13 protein-coding genes are annotated in these 20922 nt (G+C 40.9%); 6 read left to right on the top strand and 7 right to left on the bottom strand.

The annotated features are described in order from the left end of the window. The first annotated feature begins 128 nt into the window (after positions 1-128). Positions 129-1895, top strand: coding sequence for a tetratricopeptide repeat protein (locus G1O98_RS22935; RefSeq protein ID WP_163932263.1), 1767 nt, complete (start codon positions 129-131; stop codon positions 1893-1895). Positions 1896-1998: 103 nt separating this feature from the next. Here G1O98_RS22935 and G1O98_RS22930 read toward each other — a convergent pair whose 3' ends face one another. Beyond that, positions 1999-2496: a pentapeptide repeat-containing protein gene (locus G1O98_RS22930; RefSeq protein ID WP_163932260.1), complete on the bottom strand. Its 498-nt coding sequence runs from the start codon at positions 2494-2496 to the stop codon at positions 1999-2001. Positions 2497-2718: 222 nt separating this feature from the next. Between G1O98_RS22930 and gcvT the strand changes: the two genes are divergently transcribed. From gcvT to G1O98_RS22910, 4 genes are all read left to right on the top strand, one after another. Further along, positions 2719-3855, top strand: a complete 1137-nt coding sequence (gene gcvT, locus G1O98_RS22925) for a glycine cleavage system aminomethyltransferase GcvT (protein WP_163932257.1) — start codon at positions 2719-2721, stop codon at positions 3853-3855. 125 nt (positions 3856-3980) lie between these two features. Continuing rightward, positions 3981-4370 (top strand): glycine cleavage system protein GcvH, encoded by a 390-nt coding sequence (gene gcvH / locus G1O98_RS22920; RefSeq protein ID WP_069072677.1) that lies wholly within the window; start codon positions 3981-3983, stop codon positions 4368-4370. A gap of 191 nt (positions 4371-4561) precedes the next feature. After that, positions 4562-7540, top strand: coding sequence for an aminomethyl-transferring glycine dehydrogenase (gene gcvP / locus G1O98_RS22915; protein WP_163932254.1), 2979 nt, complete (start codon positions 4562-4564; stop codon positions 7538-7540). A 270-nt stretch (positions 7541-7810) separates the two neighbouring features. Beyond that, a complete protein-coding gene (locus G1O98_RS22910) occupies positions 7811-9265 on the top strand; it encodes a hypothetical protein (RefSeq protein ID WP_163932251.1) in 1455 nt (484 codons plus the stop codon). A gap of 94 nt (positions 9266-9359) precedes the next feature. On the opposite strand, the gene G1O98_RS22905 is transcribed toward G1O98_RS22910, so the two are convergent. The 6 genes from G1O98_RS22905 to G1O98_RS22880 form a co-directional block, all read right to left on the bottom strand. Continuing rightward, complete coding sequence (locus tag G1O98_RS22905) at positions 9360-10223, bottom strand: NAD(P)-dependent oxidoreductase (protein ID WP_163932248.1); 864 nt, start codon at positions 10221-10223, stop codon at positions 9360-9362. Between the two features lie 78 nt (positions 10224-10301). Continuing rightward, the gene (locus tag G1O98_RS22900) at positions 10302-11045 is read right to left on the bottom strand and encodes a tetratricopeptide repeat protein (protein ID WP_163932245.1); all 744 of its coding nucleotides are present in this window, start codon (positions 11043-11045) and stop codon (positions 10302-10304) included. 821 nt (positions 11046-11866) lie between these two features. Continuing rightward, complete coding sequence (crtO, locus tag G1O98_RS22895; protein WP_114081230.1) at positions 11867-13561, bottom strand: beta-carotene ketolase CrtO; 1695 nt, start codon at positions 13559-13561, stop codon at positions 11867-11869. Positions 13562-13665: 104 nt separating this feature from the next. Continuing rightward, positions 13666-14424, bottom strand: a complete 759-nt coding sequence (locus tag G1O98_RS22890; RefSeq protein WP_163932242.1) for a DUF2993 domain-containing protein — start codon at positions 14422-14424, stop codon at positions 13666-13668. A 102-nt stretch (positions 14425-14526) separates the two neighbouring features. Beyond that, entirely contained in the window at positions 14527-15903 is a 1377-nt protein-coding gene (locus G1O98_RS22885; protein ID WP_163932240.1) for a cytochrome P450, read from the bottom strand. A gap of 489 nt (positions 15904-16392) precedes the next feature. Further along, a complete protein-coding gene (locus G1O98_RS22880) occupies positions 16393-17775 on the bottom strand; it encodes a cytochrome P450 (protein ID WP_163932238.1) in 1383 nt (460 codons plus the stop codon). Between the two features lie 189 nt (positions 17776-17964). On the opposite strand from G1O98_RS22880, the gene G1O98_RS22875 reads away from it, so the two are divergent. Further along, positions 17965-20178 carry a phosphoketolase gene (locus G1O98_RS22875; RefSeq protein WP_163932235.1) on the top strand — a complete coding sequence of 738 codons (2214 nt, stop codon included), beginning with the start codon at positions 17965-17967 and terminating at the stop codon, positions 20176-20178. Positions 20179-20922 lie beyond the last annotated feature (744 nt).

The following is a 20922-nucleotide window of genomic DNA, read 5'->3' as shown; positions in this document are numbered from 1 at the left end:
AAATGAAGATTACTAACCATAAGCCGCTGCTTTGAAATCTTTCTATGTAAATAGGATTTCCACCCCCAAGGGAGGAGATTTCCCAATGTAGACGAAGTAGAATCTAAAATAAAGTTGACAAACTGTTTATGCAATGGGCTAATTTTCTAGCCAAAGAAGCTGCTACCCATAGCTTATCCCTACAGCAAACAGCAGCTTTTGTAGAGTGTTTTCAGACTGAACACTTAGGTAAAAGTGAAGCGAAACTTGCTAGCGAATTAAACGTTGATATTGCTGTTTTCAAAAAGTTGCTAGATGAAGTATATAACAAGTTTGTCCAAAACTATCCTGAGTTAACAATTTCCAACAGTCGGGACAAACTACAAAAATTACAATCTTACCTGACAGCAAAATATAATAGCGAATTGAATATCCTTAAACCATTAGCGGCGATGAAATTATTAAAAACGCTAGTGGATCGGGAAAGACTGCAAAAAGAACCTTGGATTGCGAGAAGAATTTGTAAATTTTTAGGATATTTACCTTTAGCGCTAGAGTTAGTAGGGCAATATCTGGATAAGATGCCAGATTTGTCTCTGGAAACACTACTGAAGCGGCTAGAGAAAAAGCGAGTGGAACATGAAAACGTGGTCAATGATAACTCATTGATGCCTGATAAAGACGGTGTAGCTGAAGCTTTTGAGTTGAGTTGGGAACAGTTGGATGAAAATGCAAAAAGCTTTGGCTGTTTGCTAAGTTTGTGTGCCTTAGCTGACATTCCATTATCTATTGGGACGGTAGAAGATGACAAAAAACAAGAACTTTGGGAGAAAGCTATAGCCGACTTACTGAAATTACATTTACTACAACAAAAAAATCAAGGAATTTATCATCTAAATCCAACGATTCGGCAACTTTTCCAAATGAAGTTGGAGGAATCAGGTGAGGCGAATGAAGCAAAAACTAAATTTGCAGCGATGATGTTAGAGGTAGCAAAGCTAATTCCGCAACAGCTTACCCCTGAAGATATTGTCAATTTCACTCCACATATCCCGCACATAACAGAAGTTGCAACCCACTTATCCCAGTATGTGAGCGATGAAGATCTCATTACTCTATTTACCAAATTAGCCTGGTTTTATCAAGGTCAAGGACTTTATCAGCAAGCAGAACCTTGGTTGCAGCAGTGTGTAGAACTAACTAAAAATCGTCTTGGTTTAGAACATCCCGATGTCGCCACTAGCCTGAACAATTTAGCGCAACTTTACGATTTTACAGGACGTTACAGCGAAGCTGAACCACTTTATCAGCAAGCTTTAGAGCTGAGAAAACGCCTGTTGGGAGAGGAACATACCGATGTTGCCACTACCTTGAGCTATTTGGCATTACTCTATGAATCTACAGGACGCTACAAAGAAGCTGAACCTTTGTATCAGCAAGCTTTAAAACTGTGGAAACGCCTAGTGGGAGAAGAACATCCCCATGTTGCCACTACCCTGAACAATTTAGCAGCCTTGTACTGTTATACAGGACGCTATAGCAAAGCCGAACCTTTGCTGAAGAAAGCTTTAGAAATGAGAAAACGTCTGCTAGGAGACAACCATCTTGATGTCGCCACTAGCCTGAATAATTTAGCGCAACTCTACGAATCGACAAGACGCTACAGTAAAGCTGAACCTTTGTATCGGCAAGCTTTAGAACTGAGTAAACGCCTACTGGGAGAGGAACATCCCGATGTTGCCATTAGCCTGAATAATATCGCATCACTCTACCGTCAGACAAGACGCTACAAGAAAGCCAAACCCTTATTTGAGCAAGCTTTGAAAATTTGCGAACGAACTTTAGGTGTAGGTCATCCTACTACTATGACGATTCGGGCAAATTATGCCAGCTTTTTAAGAGAAGCATATCGCTAGCGATTGCCTCCGGCACGCTACGCGAACGCTGCGCCTAATTCGTAATTCGTAATTCGTAAATAAAATATCCCCCTCTCCACCAGCGAAGAAGAGGGGTTAGATTTTACTTACATCCTAAAGACTGGCGAGTATCTACACCAGTTTTAGAATTTACCCCACTTGCTTTAACACAAAGCTTTTTCACTTGCGTCCCATCTAAAATTGCATTCGTAAAATCAGCGCCTGTGACATTTACATCATCAAAAATAGAACGCAGCATCATTGCATCGGTCAACACCGCATCACTTAAATCAGCATTCTTAAACCTTGTGAGATAAGCTATGCCTTCACTAAAATCAGCACCATGCAGATTTGCTCCCTCCAATAGGGTACCGTTGAACACGCCACCACGTAAGTCAGCATTGCTAAAATTAGCATTCTCTAATTTGAGATTGGTAAACTCAGTACCAACTAAACTTTGACCAGAGTAATCCTTACCCTTGAGTTCATCATTACCCACAGAACGGGTAATACTAGAAGAACTTGCAGCTTGTGCCGATAGGGGAAACAAAAAAAGAACCATAGCTAAGACAAAGCTAGCTAACAGCCGCCAATATTTCATAATCTCTTCTTAATAAATCTCAACACTTCTACCATTAACTATTAAACCTCACAGAAGAGGACAAAGGAGACAAGGGAGAATTATTGAATAAATCTCTCCACTTGTCTCCTTGCCCCCCTGCTCTCTGCCTCTTTTCAATGCCCCAATTCGATACACAAGACTGTAAAACCAGAAAGCATCTCGTAGGATGATATATGTTGAGGTGCGATCGCAAAATTACCTGTGGCTAATCAAGAAGACAACACCCAATCTCTGGCGCGAACCCCTTTATATCAAGTGGGTGTAGAACTCAAAGCCCGCTTTACCAGCTTTGGTGGCTGGAAAATGCCCGTACAATTTAGTGGCATTAGCCGCGAACATGAGGCTGTAAGAAATACAGCCGGAATGTTCGATATTTCCCACATGGGTAAATTTACCCTCCAAGGTAAAAATCTCATTTCCCAACTCCAGTCTCTAGTGCCTTCAGACTTGAGCCGATTGCAACCCGGTCAAGCACAATACACCGTATTGTTAAACCACCAAGCGGGAATTATTGACGACATCATTGTTTATTACCAAGGTGAAGACACCACTGGTATACAAAAGGCATTTATCATCGTCAATGCAGCAACCTCTGGTAAAGATAAAGCATGGATTTTGCAACATCTTGACCTGGATAAAGTGCAATTCCAAGACCTTTCACCAGATAAAGTCTTAATTGCCGTGCAAGGGCCAAAAGCGATTAAATATCTCCAACCTTTAGTGCAAGAAGACTTACAACCAATCAAAGCCTTCGGACATTTAGAAGCAACCCTACTAGGCAAACCTGCCTTCCTGGCCCGCACAGGTTACACCGGAGAAGATGGCTTTGAGGTGATGGTAGACCCAGATGTGGGAGTAGAATTGTGGCGAAGTCTCCATAAAAGTGGTGTTATCCCCTGTGGACTTGGTGCAAGAGACACTCTGCGCCTAGAAGCAGCGATGGCACTTTACGGACAAGATATTGATGACACCACCACACCCTTAGAAGCAGGTTTGGGGTGGCTAGTCCACTTAGATACCAAAGGTGATTTTATTGGAAGAGAAGTTTTAGCAGAGCAAAAATCCAAGGGAGTGAAGCGTCGATTGGTGGGTTTACAAACCCAAGGACGCAATATTGCCCGTCATGGCTACCAAGTGTTATCCACAGGTAAAGTTGTGGGAGAAGTTTCTAGTGGCACTCTATCGCCTACACTGGGTTATCCCATTGCTTTAGCTTACGTTCCTACCCAATTAGCAACCGTTGGTCAGCAGCTAGAAGTCGAAATTCGCGGCAAAGCTTACCCAGCAGTTGTAGTTAAACGTCCTTTTTATCGGTCAAAAAATCGTGCTGCTAACTAACAAGCGCCAAGGTTTTTGAGGAATAATGTGTTGTGAGTTACTCAATCTACAGTAAGGTTCATTACCATATATGGCTTGGATGACTGTTGGGGCAATAATTTTTTTGATAAGGGAGAGGAAGTGATATGTCTTTTGAATATCCTCAAGATTTTAGATACCTCGATTCTCATGAATACGTGCGAATAGATGGCGAAATTGCCACCATTGGCATTACTGAGTTTGCCGTACATGAATTGGGTGATATCGTCTTTTTGGAACTGCCAGAAATTGGCGACGCTCTTACCAGGGGAGAAAACTTTGGCACAATTGAATCAGTGAAAGCCGTTGAAGAGCTTAATTCACCAGTCACCGGTACTGTTATAGAACGCAATGAAGCCTTAATTAATTCTCCTGAAGAAGTGTCAGAAGACCCCTACGGAGAAGGGTGGTTTTTGAAAGTGCGCGTCAATGACCCTGGTGAAGTTGAAGATGCCTTGACAGCAGATGAGTATCGTGCCCAGGTGGAAGGGGAGTAGGAAAGAGGCGAAGAGGCAGAGGGGATAGGGGGTAGAGGGGAAAGACTTGCAGCAAATTCCCTTCTGCTCGCCTGCCCTTTTCCATTCCACTCGAAAATAAGTCATGAAATTTAGATAAATTGAAAAGTTACACCTACTTCTCATCAGTATTTATTGCAAAATATGAAATAGTACCATCTGGAGAGTAATTTGTGGTATTGAACGCCCCTATTCTCAAGTCTAATGAGCAGCAAGTGCTGGACGAAAAAAGTCAAAAGTTGAGTAGTTTTGCGCCAAGACATATTGGCCCTAATTCCGACGACATCCAGCTTATGCTTAAGGTTTTGGGATTTCCCAGCCTGGATGCCCTAATTGACCAAACAGTTCCCCAGACAATCAGGCTGAAGCAACCCCTAAAGTTACCAGAAGCCGAAAGTGAGTATGCAGCACTGACATCTTTAAAAAAAATTGCTGCCAAAAATCAGGTTTTCCGTTCATACATCGGTATGGGATATTACGACACTATTACCCCACCTGTAATTGGGCGTAACATCCTAGAAAATCCCGGTTGGTATACTGCCTACACTCCTTATCAACCAGAAATTGCCCAAGGGCGACTAGAAGCACTGCTAAATTTTCAAACCTTAATTATCGACCTCACAGGTTTGGAAATCGCCAATGCTTCGTTACTGGATGAAGCTACAGCCGCAGCTGAAGCAATGAGCCTAAGCTATGGTGTTTGTAAAAATCAGGCAAATGCTTATTTCGTCTCTCATGACTGCCATCCCCAAACTATCGACGTGTTGCAAACACGGGCTAAACCATTAGGGATTAAGATCATTATCGGCGATCATCAAACATTTGATTTTGATCAACCAATTTTTGGGGCTGTTCTGCAATATCCTGCAAGTGATGGCACCATTTACGACTACCGCGCTTTTATAGAAAAAGCCCATGCTAAGGGTGCATTGGTGACGGTAGCAGCAGATCCTTTAAGTTTAACTTTGCTCACCCCTCCTGGGGAATTTGGCGCTGATATTGCTGTCGGTAGCACCCAGCGCTTTGGTATTCCGTTGGGGTTTGGGGGGCCTCATGCGGCATACTTTGCTACGAAGGAAGAGTATAAACGGCTGGTTCCAGGGCGAATTGTGGGTGTATCAAAAGATGCTCAAGGTAAGCCTGCATTACGTCTCGCTTTGCAAACCCGCGAACAGCACATCCGCCGCGAGAAAGCTACTAGTAATATTTGTACTGCACAGGTGCTACTGGCGGTGATGGCGAGTATGTACGCTGTCTATCATGGCCCTGCTGGACTAAAGCAAATTGCTGAAAATATCCATTCTTTGACGGTGTTATTGGCAGAAGGACTGAAGCGTTTGGGTTACAGCATCAGTTCCAAAGATTTTTTTGATACGCTGCGAGTAGAACTGGGAACACACAATTTAGAAGATATTCTGGTAAATAGCGAACAGCTTCAAATTAACTTGCGGATTTTTGATGCAACTGCTGTTGGTATATCCCTGGATGAAACAACTACAGTTGATGATGTGCTTCACATCTTAGCAATCTTCGCAGGCGAAAATGAACTACCCTTCAGCTTAGAGGAATGGTTTTCTCCGCTTCTCTCTATCTCCCCCTCCCCCCATCTCTCTCTCTCCCGTACCAGTACATATCTCACTCACCCAGTTTTTAACCGCTATCATTCAGAAACTGAGTTATTACGCTATCTGCACAAGCTAGAAAGCAAGGACTTGTCGCTAACGACATCGATGATTCCTTTGGGTTCTTGCACAATGAAGTTGAATGCAACTGCTGAGATGATTCCGGTAAGTTGGGAAGAATTTGGCAAGATTCATCCATTTGCACCTGCATCGCAAACTCAAGGTTATCAAATCTTGTTTGAGCAACTTGAGGCATGGTTAGCTGAAATTACTGGGTTTGCTGGTATTTCTCTGCAACCAAATGCTGGTTCTCAGGGTGAGTACGCTGGACTTTTAGTAATTCGTCAGTATCACGAAAATCGGGGTGAAACACACCGCAATGTCTGTTTGATTCCCACCTCGGCACATGGGACAAACCCAGCGAGTGCGGTGATGTGTGGGATGAAGGTAGTGGCTGTTGCCTGTGACTCACAAGGTAATATTGACGTTGATGACCTGAAGGCGAAGGCAGAAAAACACAGCAATGAATTAGCCGCCTTAATGGTGACATATCCCTCAACTCATGGTGTATTTGAGGAGCCAATTCAGGAAATCTGCGCTGTTGTCCATAGTCACGGTGGACAAGTTTACATGGATGGGGCAAATATGAATGCCCAAGTGGGAATTTGCCGTCCTGGAGATATTGGCGCGGATGTCTGCCATTTAAACTTGCATAAAACCTTCTGTATTCCTCATGGTGGCGGTGGCCCTGGTATGGGGCCCATTGGGGTAGCCTCTCATCTCGTGCCTTTTCTCCCCGGACATCCTGTGATAGGGACTGGGTACTGGGGACTGGGGACTAGGAAAGAAGAAATTCCCAATTCCCAATCCCCAATCCCCAGTACCCAGCATATTGGTGCTGTGGCGGCTGCACCTTGGGGTAGTGCAAGTATTTTGGTGATTTCTTGGATGTACATCGCCATGATGGGTGCAGATGGTTTGACCGAAGCAACTAAGGTGGCGATTCTCAACGCTAACTACATTGCCAAGAAACTGGAATCGTACTATCCGGTTTTGTATCAGGGGAAAAATGGTCTAGTTGCCCATGAATGTATTTTAGATTTGCGATCGCTAAAAAAATCAGCTGCGATCGAAATCGATGATGTCGCCAAGCGTCTGATCGATTACGGTTTCCATGCGCCGACTGTCTCCTGGCCTGTTGGGGGTACAATCATGGTAGAACCTACAGAAAGTGAATCTAAACAAGAGTTGGATCGTTTCTGTGATGCGTTGATTGCTATTCGCCAAGAAATTGCCCAAATAGAAGTTGGCAAGGTGGATATCCAAGATAATGTTTTGAAGAACGCACCCCACACTGCCGAAAGTCTGATTACCGGAGAATGGAATCATCCTTATTCTCGCGAACAAGCTGCTTATCCTGCGCCTTGGACTCGTGAGTATAAATTCTGGCCAGCTGTCGGTCGCATTGATGCAGCCTTTGGCGATCGGAATTTTGTTTGTTCTTGTCTGCCAATGGATGCTTATTCGTAGTACCTCAGCGCTAACCGCCTTTCTGTTTACAGAAAGGCGGCTACTATTTGGAGTCTCGCAATAATGGTATGGATTTTGTTTCGTCCCAAGACACAAGATCAAAAATTTCTTTATTAATACTAATTCTCCATGATGATGCAGGTAATTTTTATTAAACGAACTACAAAGGAAGAGATAACTTAAGTAATTATCCAGTGTAAGTTCACAAAAAACTAGTATAATATTTTATAGATACTGGGGCTTTTTACTTAGCTAGGAAATTTAGTATATATGGTTCGATACGCATTAAATAAGAACCGTATTTTTGTTGATGCTCAATTGAGCCTCTACGATAAGGATGAAATTTTCACATGTATATTCTGCGATCGCCCACTTTTCTATAAAAAAGCGCACCATAAAACACGCAAAGAAACATCATTCTGGGTTTGTGGACATTTTTCTCATAACGTCAATATAGAAGAAGTACAAGAAACAGAAATTGATTGTATTAGCAATCAATTTGTCAGTACTAGAAGCGAAAGTGCAGTACATAAATATGCCAAAAGTCGAGCAGAAAATATACTTAATGCAACTACTGAAACCTACTTTAAACAAGACAAATTTGAGTCAATTCAAGAATACCAATATCCTGGCAGAAGGACTGATATTGCACTTGTTAATAAAAAGGGGGCAGGTTTTCTAAATTACGAAATACAGACTTCTCCTACAAGTTTTAGTTCTATTACAACAAGGGTAGAGAAAGACAAAAGCAACTATGTAGGAGCAACAATTTACGCAATTGGGGAAATCAGCAGAAGAGGATCTGCTGATGAATGGGGTAAAGGTGTTGGTGGTCTGGGTGCAACTCAGGCAGTACTCTTAGCTTCATGTCTGGAAGCTTATGGAATGGCTCAGGATATTCAAAAAGTTGCAACTCATCATGAAATCACATATTTGGAAGATACTAGAACCGGATTCATCTATATAGAGGAAAAAGATATATATGGAGACATTCAATTTAATCAGCACAAGCTTATAGGCAGACATAATGAAATCAGTGATGTAACCACAGACACAACAGCCGAGGTTGTATATCAAGCAATACTTGAACATGAGAAACTACTCAAAGACCCTATAATATTTGACATGGGTTTTACTGGCAAGTCTTCTATCTCCCATATGAGCGATACAGTCGAACAATTTGATGGTGATGATGATAATACAAAGAGATATGAAACACCTTTAGCAAAATTAGATTTAGAGTTACTTCAGAAACTCAAGCTACTATGTCAAACACATCAGGGAGATATAGGGGCTGCAATAGAGTTTGATATTGATACCAATAGAGCAAAAGTTGTCTTGCTATGGCAAAATGTAGAGCGTTATGAGTGGATAGACTTTAAAAACTTATTTATCTCAGAAGCAGATTTTATATCTACGACAAGCTCATGCAAAAAGACTGAATTAGAAAAAGAAGAAGGCAATAGCGCCTGCATAAAGATAATTAAAACAGAAAGAATTCCTTACAATATACTTAATCCAATACAAAATTGGAGCCAGGAAACTGCAAGTAGAGTACAAAGACTCAAAATAGGTGACAGATGCACCTGGATGGATGCACCCAATTGGTGGAATCTCAAGGGAGAAGAAATCAATGATATTGCCCAAGATGGAAAAGTGCGTCTTGCTTATAGCGGTAGATATATTCCTAGAGAAGAAGTGATTCTTATTGAATCTGCGGAATAAAGACTAAGCAATTGTCCACCAAATAGTCTAGAAATAGCTCTACTTACTGATGACCTGAATTTTTGTTTAAATCCCATTGTTTAAGTGCCAACAACTATAGCATTTCCAACTCTTCCCTTACAGATAAAGGCTCATACCCCAATGCAAAAGCTTTAGAACTATCCAAAGAAACATCTGCTGGTCTAGGCGCTGCCATTTTCACATCTTGTTGTCGGCAGGATTTCAGACCAGTGCTAGGAAGTTGAAATACTTCCACTAATATCTGTCCAAAATCATAACGTGAAATCCGCTCTTTTCCACCTAAATGAATGATGCCGTTAACTTTTTCTAATGCTAATAAAAGTCCTTTAGCAGCAGTTGTTCCACTTACTGGTGTGCGAAATTCATCTATAAATAAACTTAGTTCTTTTTCTGCTTGTAAAGTCTCAATAAATTGCTGAATAAAGCTTTTAGCTGTGGGTGTCGCCGCACCAAACATCAACGGCATTCGACACACTGCGGTCATCGGATACCTTTCTAGCATATCTGCTTCTGCGATCGCTTTCTGCTCACCGTAAAGATTGACAGGACACACGGCATCTATTTCTTGATAGGGAGCATTTAAGCCATCAAAAACTAAGTCGGTTGAGGTAAAAGCACAAGGAATAGAATTATCCGCGCAAAGTCCGGCAATATTGCAGGATGCGATGACGTTAATTGCGTGGGATTCTTTGGGGTTTGTTTGACAAAAATTTGGTTGCGAATGTGCAGCAGTATGAATAACTGCTTCTGGTTTGACATCATTAAATATGCGTTTCAATTCCTGAAAATTTGTTAAGTTCGCTTTTAACATTTTCATACCAGGAATCTCTAAAGGATGGGATAAATAAGTGCCATAAATATCCCATTCTGGTTTGGCAAGCTGGCAAAGATGCCATCCTAAAAAACCACTTACCCCGGTGATTAACAATTTTTTCATGTCTAACCGTAAACCGCTCAAGAAAAAATCCTTTCTACAGCAGGCTTATATTCTACACTGAGTTGTAGTGATAAAATACTATTGGATTAATTCTTGAAACTGCTTTTCACTACGCACTTTGCTAAAGTCTGGGTCAGTTTTTGCTAATTTTTTGTATTTATCAGGAACAAGCTTGATTGCTTTGTCTAGGTTCTCAATTGCTAATTCCAGATTGCTTTGTAAAGCATAAGAGCAAGCTTTATTGTAATATGCTTGGTGCAAATCTTGCTTGATGACGATCGCTCTATCATAAGATGCGATCGCGTCTTGGTAGCGATGTAGCTTTGTCAGAGCTATGCCTCGGTTAATTAAGGCTTGATATTTGTTGGGTTGGATAGCAATCGCTTTGTCGTAAGATGCGATCGCGTCTTTGTAGCGCTGCAACGATGTCAAAGCTATGCCACGATTATACCAGGCTTCATATTTGTCGGGTTTGATGGCGATCGCTTTATCGTAAGATGCAAGAGCATCTTTGTAGCGTTGCAACGATGTTAAAGCTATGCCACGGTTAATCCAAGCTTCAGAACTCTCAACTTTGATGGCGATCGCTTTATCGTAGACTTTTATTGCATCTTCATAACGTTGTCCATCTAATAAATTATTACCTTGATGAAAAAAGTCTTCTGCTTTTTGGGTAGCCTTCGCTTCTACGAAAAGCTGGGTTACATTACTTTCTTGGACAACTTGTGTAGTATTTTCTATTGATGAGTTTGCCCCACCATTACAACCAAATGCGAAGAAAGCTATCAAACCAGATGCAACGAAGCAGCGCTGAACAATCATGCTGTACCTACAAAACTTATGAGATGATGTTAAAATTCGTTCTTTTTTTGAGTATTATCAAAATACACTAGTTTTTACGCATTAATTCACTTATCTTTTCAGAAAGAGCTTTGTTAACGACGCATAGATGTTTATTAAAATCAAGCGTAGGCTAGATTATCATATTAAATCTACATAAAGCAATTACTTAGTACCTATTTCATTAAAAAAACAATTATTTGTGTTGTATATATTGGCTAAATGTCGCCTGTTGTAGACATCGCAAGTGTTTGGTAATTTTCTAAGAGTGCAATGGTGTACCACCCGCCATAGGCGATCGTAATAGTTTTCGCTAAACAATGATGTTAGTTGCTTCATTTTTCAAGCATTTATCTAAGCTAATCATCATTCAAATTACGTCTTTGCCTCTTTGTTAGCGATTGAAACTATGCAACTTAAAACCGCATCAGATTAACATCTGTCGTTGGGGGGATGCCAATAACTGATTCTCAATGATGACTATCAGCGTTATATTTGCAAAAATTATGAGAAGTCTATCAATGTAACTTATTGGTTGTAAAGTCTATAGGACTCATATTTTATTTAAAAAAAAACTCCGTACAACTAAAAAACCTTCTTTCCTATTGCCTCTTGCCTCTTTTCTACCCACGCAAATAAGTACGTCTACGCCACGTTGCACAAACAAACATCGAAACAGATTCTTAATCTAAGACAATACTTTAAATAATACCTTCATATCTTTGTGATACCAAAATTATGTTTTCAGTACAAAGACATGAAGGCAAGAAATAGATAATAATGAGGCTTTATCTTTGTAACGCCTAATTAATTCCAAACACTGACTCGACAGTTGACTTAATCGAATCTCTTGCATCCTTCAAGGTTTGGCTAATAGGATGTTTTGCTTGTAAAAAAGCGCGGGCACAATTGCGTCCCGGCATTCCCGAAATCGAACCACCTGGATGAGTACCAGCACCAGTCAAAAATAGATTATCAATTGGCGTTTTATAGTTGGCTATTTCTGGTAAGGGACGGAAGAATATCATCTGATCTAAAGTCATGTCAACATGATAATAATTCCCTTTGTATGCGCCTAATCTTTCTCCTAGTTCTGCTGGACTTTCTACACGACGGGCGATAGTTGCACTTTTGACATTTGGTGCATAGTCTGCCAACTTATCAACCACTCTATCTGCAACTTTGTTTTTCAATTCATCTGTCCAGCCAGTACCTTTTAAACCAGTGCCTTCTGCACCAGCAATTTGATAAGGGGCAAAATACTCAATCCATACAGTGTGCTTACCTGGTGGTGCTAATGTTGGATCTAAATAACTAGGCATCACCACATACATTGATGGGTCAGCATCAGGAATCTCTCCCAAAGTGCATTTACTATGAGCCTGTTCTACATGAGCCACGGAATCGGCAATCAAGATAGAGCCAACGAGATATTCATCTTTGTGGGCGTGGTGTGGAAAATGCAGTGGTTCATCTAAAGCTAAATCTATCTTGAGGATGGTTTCGTTGTTGTTAACGATGCGGCGTTCTAATCTTTCCCATAAATCAGGGTCGGCTCCATCAACATCGCTTTTATCAGTCATTTGTAAGAACAATCGCTTGGCATCAATATTAGATATAACCCCGTATTTGGCGCGATATTCTTTACCACCAGCAACCCGCACACCAACAGCTTTGCCATCATCAATTAAAACTTTTTCAACATGTTGATCTGTGAGAATAACGCCACCTTTACTTGTGACTAAATTCACTAAAGCTTGCACTAATGCACCAGTTCCGCCACGAGGTCGGGCCATGCCAGGGTTATGACGCATCGCCATCATAATTGCACCAATGGCAAGGGTTTTTTGCGATGGTGGCGCACCAAGTTCTGATGCTAATCTGGCTAGTGGCGCTTTTAGAAATTCTTCATCAAACCACTCGTTAAGCAAATCTTCAGCGCTGGTCAACATAGTGCGAATAAAGTCCAGCGTTTTGTTTGGCGAACCAATAACCGAAAATAAATCTTTGAATTTTTTGATATCGTAGTTGCCAACGATATCTATAATTGACTTTGGCGGTGCATTAAACATCGGAATCATTGCACCGATTGCTCGTTGCCAAAAGTCTACAAATTCTGCGTATTTTTTGGCATCACGTTCATTATAACGAGCAATTTCTGCACAAGTTTTTTCTAACGACTTATGCCCTAAGAAATACTTGCCATCAGGATGAGGACAGAAAACAACTGGATCGCACTCCAAATAATGCAAGCCATATTTTTCTAGTTCTAATTCTTCAACAACCGGCCCCAAGTGAATAAATTCATGGTCAATAGCGCACAAGTTAAATTTAAATCCAGGAGCCTCTTGCGGTAAACATTCTTCAGTTGTTGCTGCACCACCTGGAACAGAACGCTTTTCCAGTAACAGGACGCTATAACCAGCTTTCAACAAGTAAGCTGCACAAACTAACCCATTGTGTCCAGCACCGATCAGCACAACATCATACTCTTGCATAGTTGGAATTTAGAAATAAGTAGCTTTCTAAATAGTAGAAATATTTTATTACTTTTACATCATCCTTCAGTAACAAAAATTATCTTTAGCTAAGGTTAATTCTACTAAGTAGATGAGAAATTTGACGATGATGGTATTTGCCTCACTTGAGTTTCTACCATCAGTATTAAAGTGCCAGTTTCTACTTTTATATCTTTAATATGAAACACCATATCTTCCCATTTAAAATATGGTATGTTCATCAATTCTTTTGCTTTCTGCATTAAAGCTGTAACTACTTCTATGGAAATTCCTCCTCCCTCAGTGCAGTTAAAACTCTCCAGCATCGCGGGTTGTGAATGAGTCCGTGGACGTGCGATCGCAGTGTAAGCCAAAAGGCGAGTATTTCCCATCTCTTTTAACAGCACTCTTCCCTGACATTCTATTTTTCCATCACCAGGTAAAAATATTTCAATTTTTTGTGCCTTAAAACTCACAATTTTGCCATCTACATCCAAATCAAAATCTTGCATCTGGCTGCTAACAAAATCTGATGCCAAAGCGCGGTTCATGTCTACTTCTGTGAGTACAATGCGAGCAATAGCATTTACTGGCCCATTCAGTTCTATTTGACCAAAAATAGCGCTTAAGGGATTAATGGCAATACTTTCTGTTTGCAGTTTTATTTCCTGTACGCGAACATCTTTTTCGATCACTAATCCTTGGCCTGCAACCGAAACTCCATCCGCCTGGCCCTGAACTATTTTCAACAGATCGGTTTGTACATCTATTTCTATTTTTTCGGCCTCATCTAGCTTTTCAGATATTCTTCTTTCAGCTTCCTGAGATAAAAATTTTTCCTCCAACCGATGCTCGTCAGACATGAATTAGTAATCTCCTAAATGTCCTCTTACTAGTTACTGTAAAGTCTAGATGCTAAGGAGCGGATCTACATTGCGGTATATGCAAATTGGAGGATTGAGTAATCAAGTAGAAAGTATTGTTTGTCTTTTAAATTTTGCTTTTTTAGTAACAACCATTTTTACACCGCCGCTAGGGACAATTGTAATACCACGACGGACTGGATATGCTGGACGTTTATCAGTAAGGCTTAATTCAAAGCGAGCTAATATTATAGCTGTTACTAATTTTAGTTCATACATAGAAAATGCTGCACCAATGCAACCGCGATAACCTCCACCAAAGGGTAAATATTCGTAAGGTGAAAATTTTTGGTTGAGGAATCTTTCTGGACGAAACTGTTCTGGTTCTGAGTAAGTGTCTGTTCGGCGATGTGCTAAATGAATACATGGAACTAAAACTGTTTCTGATGTAAATTTATGCCCCATAATTTCCACTGGTTCTTTTACCATTCGTGGTGTGCAAATTAAAGCAATAGGATGAATTCGCAGTGTTTCTTGACAGACGGCGGTGAGATAAGGTAATTGTGTAATCGCTTCAGGATTTGTGAGATTATTCAAAGTGTTTAGTTCTTGCATTAGCCGATGTTTAACCTCTGGGTGAGAGTGAATTAAATAAAATATCCAGGCTAGTACACCAGATGTAGTTTCATAACCTAACAGCAATAATGAAACTAGTTGATCGCGTAATTCCTCATCTGTCATCTGTTGGCCATTTACATCACGTGCTGACATCAACATACTGAGAATATCTGTACGCGTACCATCATTTTGCCAACGTCTTTCAGAAATTTCTGCATAGATGAGTTTGTCAATTTGCTCTCGTCTTTTTAAGAAAATTCCCCAAGGACTCAATGCGCCTAAATCTTGTTGTAGCAAAGGAAAGAAAAACAAGCTAGAATACCAAGGTTTAGTTACATCTTCTAATAAAGAACTCAATTGTTCTTTTAATTGTTGATAACGCGCACCATGAGTAATACCAAACACCACTTGTAAGATAATTTCTAAAGTGATATTTGACATTAATTTGTGTATACAAATATCTGTACCTGATGTCCAGCTTTGTGTAAGTTCTTCAGTAATTTGGCAAATTGCTTGTCCATAAGATTTTAAATTATCACCATGAAATGCTGGTAATAATAGCTGCCGTTGTTGTTGGTGCGATCGCGCTTCTTGAAATACAATAGAATTCTCTCCAAATAAGGGTTTAAACACATGGGTTGCTTTTTTAAAATCTAACTTGTGTGCAGGGATGGCAAAACAATCACTAATTGCTTGGGGATGGCTAAAAAATACTATTGGTGGCGACTTTAAACCCATTACCCGCATTGTGAAAATATCACCGTACTTCGCAGCATACTTTTCTAAAGTTTTTGTGGGTTGAGCAATTAATTGCAGAGTTTGCAGCAATGCTGGTGTGGTTAGACTATGAAGTATTTTCATTATTTATTCGATACTTTTAGGGTTTAGTAAGCTGCAAATAATTCAATACGCTTGAGGTAAGCCTAGATCCTTCCTAGGCTTAATTTTTCATTAGGGAATTAGAGCAAACATTTTTAATACTTTGGGGAGATGTTCGGGAGTTAATTACCGCTAAGTTAATCATGCTTACAAAGCATTAACATGAATTTTTACAAAGATAATAATAATATTTTTTACCAAATTTTTAGAGGTATTTATAGAAGAAGCTTACTCAAGTATTTTGGTATATATCCACAAAAAATACGTCTTTTGGTGATGTTAAAAGATTTGGTATTGCTATATATGCTCGGTCTTAAAACTCATTCTTTTTACAGTTGCAATATATTAAAATCCCCCATAAATCTCCTTAAAAGAGGACTATGGGGGATTATTTAAAAGCATTGAAAATCTATCTAAATATATAGATGAAAGTTAAAGGTTTCCTGAACGCAACCATCAAACCCCCCAGCATCAAACAGTGGTTGTCTGTAGGATGGGAGACTTTACCTGACGTTGGCTGGTGACAACCATCTGGATGGGACGATCTTGGCCTGTCACTAAACCACGGCGTTTAGGCCGTACTTCACCATTGTCAACTAGTTCTAATTCGCGGCTGGAAAGAATTTTGGCGAGTGCTAGCTTCATTTCCAACTGGGCAAATGCTAGACCAATACAGCGTCTTGCACCACCCCCAAAAGGTAAATATTCATAGGGAGAAAATTGCCGTTCTAAAAAGCGTTCTGGTTTAAACTGCTTAGGTTCGGGGTATAAATCTTCTCGGTGGTGGGTCAAGTAAATTGAACCAATAACACCTGTACCTGGTTCAAGTTCGTAGCCACCCAGAGATACAGGTGTTCTGACTACTCTGGCAAAGGTCAGCATCGCTACTGGGTAAATTCGCAAAGTTTCGGAACAAACAGCGTTGAGATAGGGTAATTTAAAAATGGTGCCAGGATCTGGGTTATCACCCAAGCTATCTAGTTCTTGCAGTAACTTTTGGCGTACTGATGGGATTTTTTGAATCCAGTAAAATGCCCATGCTAAGGCTGTTGCTGTGGTTTCATGGCCTGCGACCAACAGAGTCATTAATTCATCGCGTAACTCTTCATCAGTCATTGGTTGACCTGCTTCATCCCTAGCTGCCATGAGTAAGCTGAGGATATCTGTGCGTGATGGGTCTGGTTGTTTTTGACGTTCTCGAATTTCTTCGTATATAAGTTCGTCAGCTGCCTGCTGTCGGCGCATCTGCTTTCCCCAGAAATTAATCGGGCCAAAATCCCTTTGCAAAGCTGGAAAATAAAGCAAAGCGGCACTCAACACAGAACTTCCTTTTTCCAGCATTTCAGCCAAACAATGCTGTAATTTTTCGGCGCGTGGGCCTTCATCTAGCCCAAACACAGCTTGCATTATCACTCGCAGGGTAATAGCTTGGGTAACAGACCGGATATTGAAGGGTTGCCCTATCTGATGTTGGCTAATGACTTTCTCGGTAATATCACTAATTATTTGACTATAGCTTCGCATTCTTTCACCGTGAAAAGGTGGCAATAACAACTGCCGTTGGCGTTGGTGTTCCGCACCACTGATGGTAATTACAGAATGCTTACCAAGCAAAGATTCAAACACCAGATTTGTATCACCAGGTGCTTCTAACCCCTTGGTATCGTTTGTCAAAATCTGCTCTAGCACTTCAGGTTTACTGACAAATATCAGTGGCGGAGATTTGCTGTCTAACCTGATGGTGAACATGTCCCCATATCTTTTGGCACAAGTTTCCATAAATGACATGGGGCTGGTAATCCAGCGTAGCATCTGCATAACTGGTGGGCTTTGCGGGCCATTTGGTAATTTCATAAAACTCTTTTGTTAATTTATATCTTGTTCTTACTTTAACTAACTGCAACTTATAAATTTCTGTTGATTGGAGTTACTTATACTGAGGGTACAAAAAAGCAATAAACTGTTACAGCCTGAAAGATGTAAAATTTTTGTTAAATTCAACGAGCATCTACAGTTTCATCTCATCGTCACAAGGTACTCAGCATGACTGCAATCTCCACAAAAGCTTCTTCAGCGCTTCCCAATTTTTCTGAAGGAATTCAATATTTTGGTGAAGCGTTACCAGATTTTGAAACTCATGGTGCAACACCTGCTATCGAGTCGGGCAAAATAGCGATCGCATCTCCCACAGACAAAGCAGCTGTATATCAAACTTTACTAGCTGCTGATGCCCTGCGCTATCTGACTTTGCAAGTTACCGCTAGCAAGGCTTCTGGGCATCCCGGCGGATTCGCCAGCCAAGCAGAAGCTTACGCATCTCTTGTCATGCTGGGATACAAAAACATTATTACTGAAGTGGGACACCACGCCCCCGGATTTTATAGTGCCATGTTCTTAGATCGTTCGCTAGAGGACATGGGAATTTTTACAGTCCAACAATTGCGCGATCGCTTCCGAGAAAAGCACGGACTTTTAGGACACCTTTCTGGTTACATTCCCGGTATTCTCGCACCTGCGGGGCCTTTGGGACAAGGGCAACACTTTGCAATGGCGGCTGCACTGTTGCACAAAGATAAGTTGTTCCCCTTTACAGTTGGTGATGGTGGATTGGGTGAGCCTTATATTGTCAGTGCGATCGCTCACTTCCATACAGCTTATCCTGCTGCCACCAACTTCTTGCCAGTGTTGGTGTGGAACGGTTACAGCCAAGAACATCACAGCATGGTTTCCCTCAAAACCAATGAACAGATGCAGGCATATTGGCAAGGTAACGGTTTTGATGAAGTGGTGTTAGTGGATGCCAAAGATTTCGACGATCAAAACCAACAAGGGGATTACGTTGATAGCACCGCCTTTTCCTTTGAGAAACGTCTAGAATTTACACAAGCAGTACTTTCGGGTGTAGATAAAGCAGCGCGATCGGCGTTAGGTGGTAAACTTACCGTCTTCATTATTAAACAACTCAAAGGTGCAGGAGTCCACGCGCGCGGGGCAAAATCTCACAACCTGTATCCTAAAGATACGTTGGATGCGCCGCATATTGTCAGTGCATTGCAAACCCGTGCTTTGTCTGCGGAAGCTTGGCAATTAGTCAGAACAAATGCCGAACGCGCCGGTGGTGGCCCAGCAGCAAAAACTGTGGTGACAGAATTTGAATTTCCATTACCAGAATTAGGCGAATTACCTTTAGAAGAATATGCAGTTGGTGGCGAACCAAAAGTTTCCACAACCGCAATGGGACGATTGGTAGGAATAGTTGGAAATAAAGATCGGAATTTTCTTGTCACCAACGCCGATGGTAACGAAGCATCTGGAATTGCTAATATCAACCAAGCATTAAAGATTATCCACCCCACAACCGATGACTTATATAACCAAGCACCAAATGGACAAGTTTATGAACCATTGAGTGAAGATGCTTGTGCCGGTTTAGCTGCCGGTTTGGCGTTAATGGGTGCGAGAACTTTGTGGTGTTCTTACGAATCTTTTGCCATCAACGGATTACCAATTTGGCAAACTGTGACTCAAGCAATGGCAGAATTACGCCGTCAAACTCCTTCGACTATTACCTTATTCACAGCAGGCGCATTAGAGCAAGGGCGCAACGGTTGGACTCACCAACGTCCAGAAATTGAAGCTTACTTTGCTTCGTTAATGCGAAATGGAAATGTTTTCCCATTATTTCCGCCTGATGCTAATAGTATTCAAGCTTGTTATGACTGGGCTTTGAAAACTAAGAATAAGGGAGTTGTGATTACTGCAAGTAAATCACCATTGCCAATCCGCACAACTTTAGAACAAACTCGTCAAGGGTTGCGCGATGGTGCAGTGCTATTACATGAAGTTGCTGGTGATAAACAAGTTGTATTTGCTGTCATTGGCGATTTAACATTAATACCAGTATTTGAAGCTGCTGCTTTCTTAGAAACTGAAGGTATTGGCGTGAAGATTGTTTCTGTGATCAATCCTCGGCAATTGTACCGTAGCCATGATACTGCATGGGATACTTGTTCTGAACCCGAAGGCGGTTTCTTGGATGATGCAGCATTTGCCGAATTATTTGATGGTGATGCCCTAATTGCCGTTACTGGTGGCGCTGCTGGGATGCTAGAACCAATTCTGTTACGGAGTACAGCGAAGCGCGACACCTTTGCATGGAAGCGTGGCGAGACTACCGCGAGTGCTGGAGAGTTGATGGCATTTAATGGATTGACTGCTGAAGCGTTAACAAAACGTGCGATCGCATTAGTGCATTAAATGATGTTGCATAAATGCGGGATGATTTTATTGAATTTTCCTTTACGTTTCATCCCTAAATTCAGCAACTCCTATTAAATAAAGCTGGAATTGTTTCTACTTTTATCGCATTTATACGTATAGAAACGCTGAAATTGCGTTGGAATGCGTATATTTGCGTTTTTTTATTGAAGAGAACTTAGCATACAGAAAAAATGGGAGTAGATTTGCTGAAATTCTTTAACAAAAGCTGGTTTTGAAGTCGCAAAAGCTAGTTTTGAAGTCGCAAAAGCTGGTTTTGATGTCACAAAAGCTGGTTTTGATGTCGCAAAAGCTGGTTTTGATGTCGCAAAAGCTGGTTTTGATGTCGCAAAAGCTGCTTTACGAGTCAGAAACTTAGTTTACAAGTTGCAAAACTTGATTTTTGTAGCTAGAACGAAGGGTGATATTTTTATCTGGAAGCGTGGGGAATCTGGAGATTTGAGAAAAAGTGCGATCGGGTTAATGCATTCAGTAAGGTTGTGTAACTAGAAAAGTCTGAATTTCTAACAGCATATGCACGCAGATAAACGCAAATAGATTAGCAGTTCAATACGTGTATATCCTGTTTTGATTGTAATTATTTTTTTGTATATTTTTAATATGTAAATAATCCCCAAAGTATTTTATGTATAAGATAGAGGTCAAGATTGGTGGGCAATTTATCAATAACTTTTCTAATGGATCTATCTATGATTTGGTTTTTCTTGACTTAGAATTTTGGCC

The sequence above is a fragment of the Nostoc sp. UIC 10630 genome (assembly GCF_010747425.1).
Lineage (GTDB): Bacteria > Cyanobacteriota > Cyanobacteriia > Cyanobacteriales > Nostocaceae > Nostoc.
The sequence above is the reverse complement of the archived record's forward strand: the minus strand, read 5'-3'. Positions and strand labels throughout refer to the sequence as shown.

What these genes read in the sequence shown, in the direction of transcription:
- G1O98_RS22935 (WP_163932263.1), top strand. Translation starts at nt 129, where the DNA reads ATGCAATGGGCTAATTTTCTAGCCAAAGAAGCTGCTACCCATAGCTTA.
- G1O98_RS22930 (WP_163932260.1), bottom strand. Translation starts at nt 2,496, where the DNA reads ATGAAATATTGGCGGCTGTTAGCTAGCTTTGTCTTAGCTATGGTTCTT.
- gcvH (WP_069072677.1), top strand. Translation starts at nt 3,981, where the DNA reads ATGTCTTTTGAATATCCTCAAGATTTTAGATACCTCGATTCTCATGAA.
- G1O98_RS22910 (WP_163932251.1), top strand. Translation starts at nt 7,811, where the DNA reads ATGGTTCGATACGCATTAAATAAGAACCGTATTTTTGTTGATGCTCAA.
- G1O98_RS22905 (WP_163932248.1), bottom strand. Translation starts at nt 10,223, where the DNA reads ATGAAAAAATTGTTAATCACCGGGGTAAGTGGTTTTTTAGGATGGCAT.
- G1O98_RS22900 (WP_163932245.1), bottom strand. Translation starts at nt 11,045, where the DNA reads ATGATTGTTCAGCGCTGCTTCGTTGCATCTGGTTTGATAGCTTTCTTC.
- crtO (WP_114081230.1), bottom strand. Translation starts at nt 13,561, where the DNA reads ATGCAAGAGTATGATGTTGTGCTGATCGGTGCTGGACACAATGGGTTA.
- G1O98_RS22890 (WP_163932242.1), bottom strand. Translation starts at nt 14,424, where the DNA reads ATGTCTGACGAGCATCGGTTGGAGGAAAAATTTTTATCTCAGGAAGCT.
- G1O98_RS22885 (WP_163932240.1), bottom strand. Translation starts at nt 15,903, where the DNA reads ATGAAAATACTTCATAGTCTAACCACACCAGCATTGCTGCAAACTCTG.
- G1O98_RS22880 (WP_163932238.1), bottom strand. Translation starts at nt 17,775, where the DNA reads ATGAAATTACCAAATGGCCCGCAAAGCCCACCAGTTATGCAGATGCTA.
- G1O98_RS22875 (WP_163932235.1), top strand. Translation starts at nt 17,965, where the DNA reads ATGACTGCAATCTCCACAAAAGCTTCTTCAGCGCTTCCCAATTTTTCT.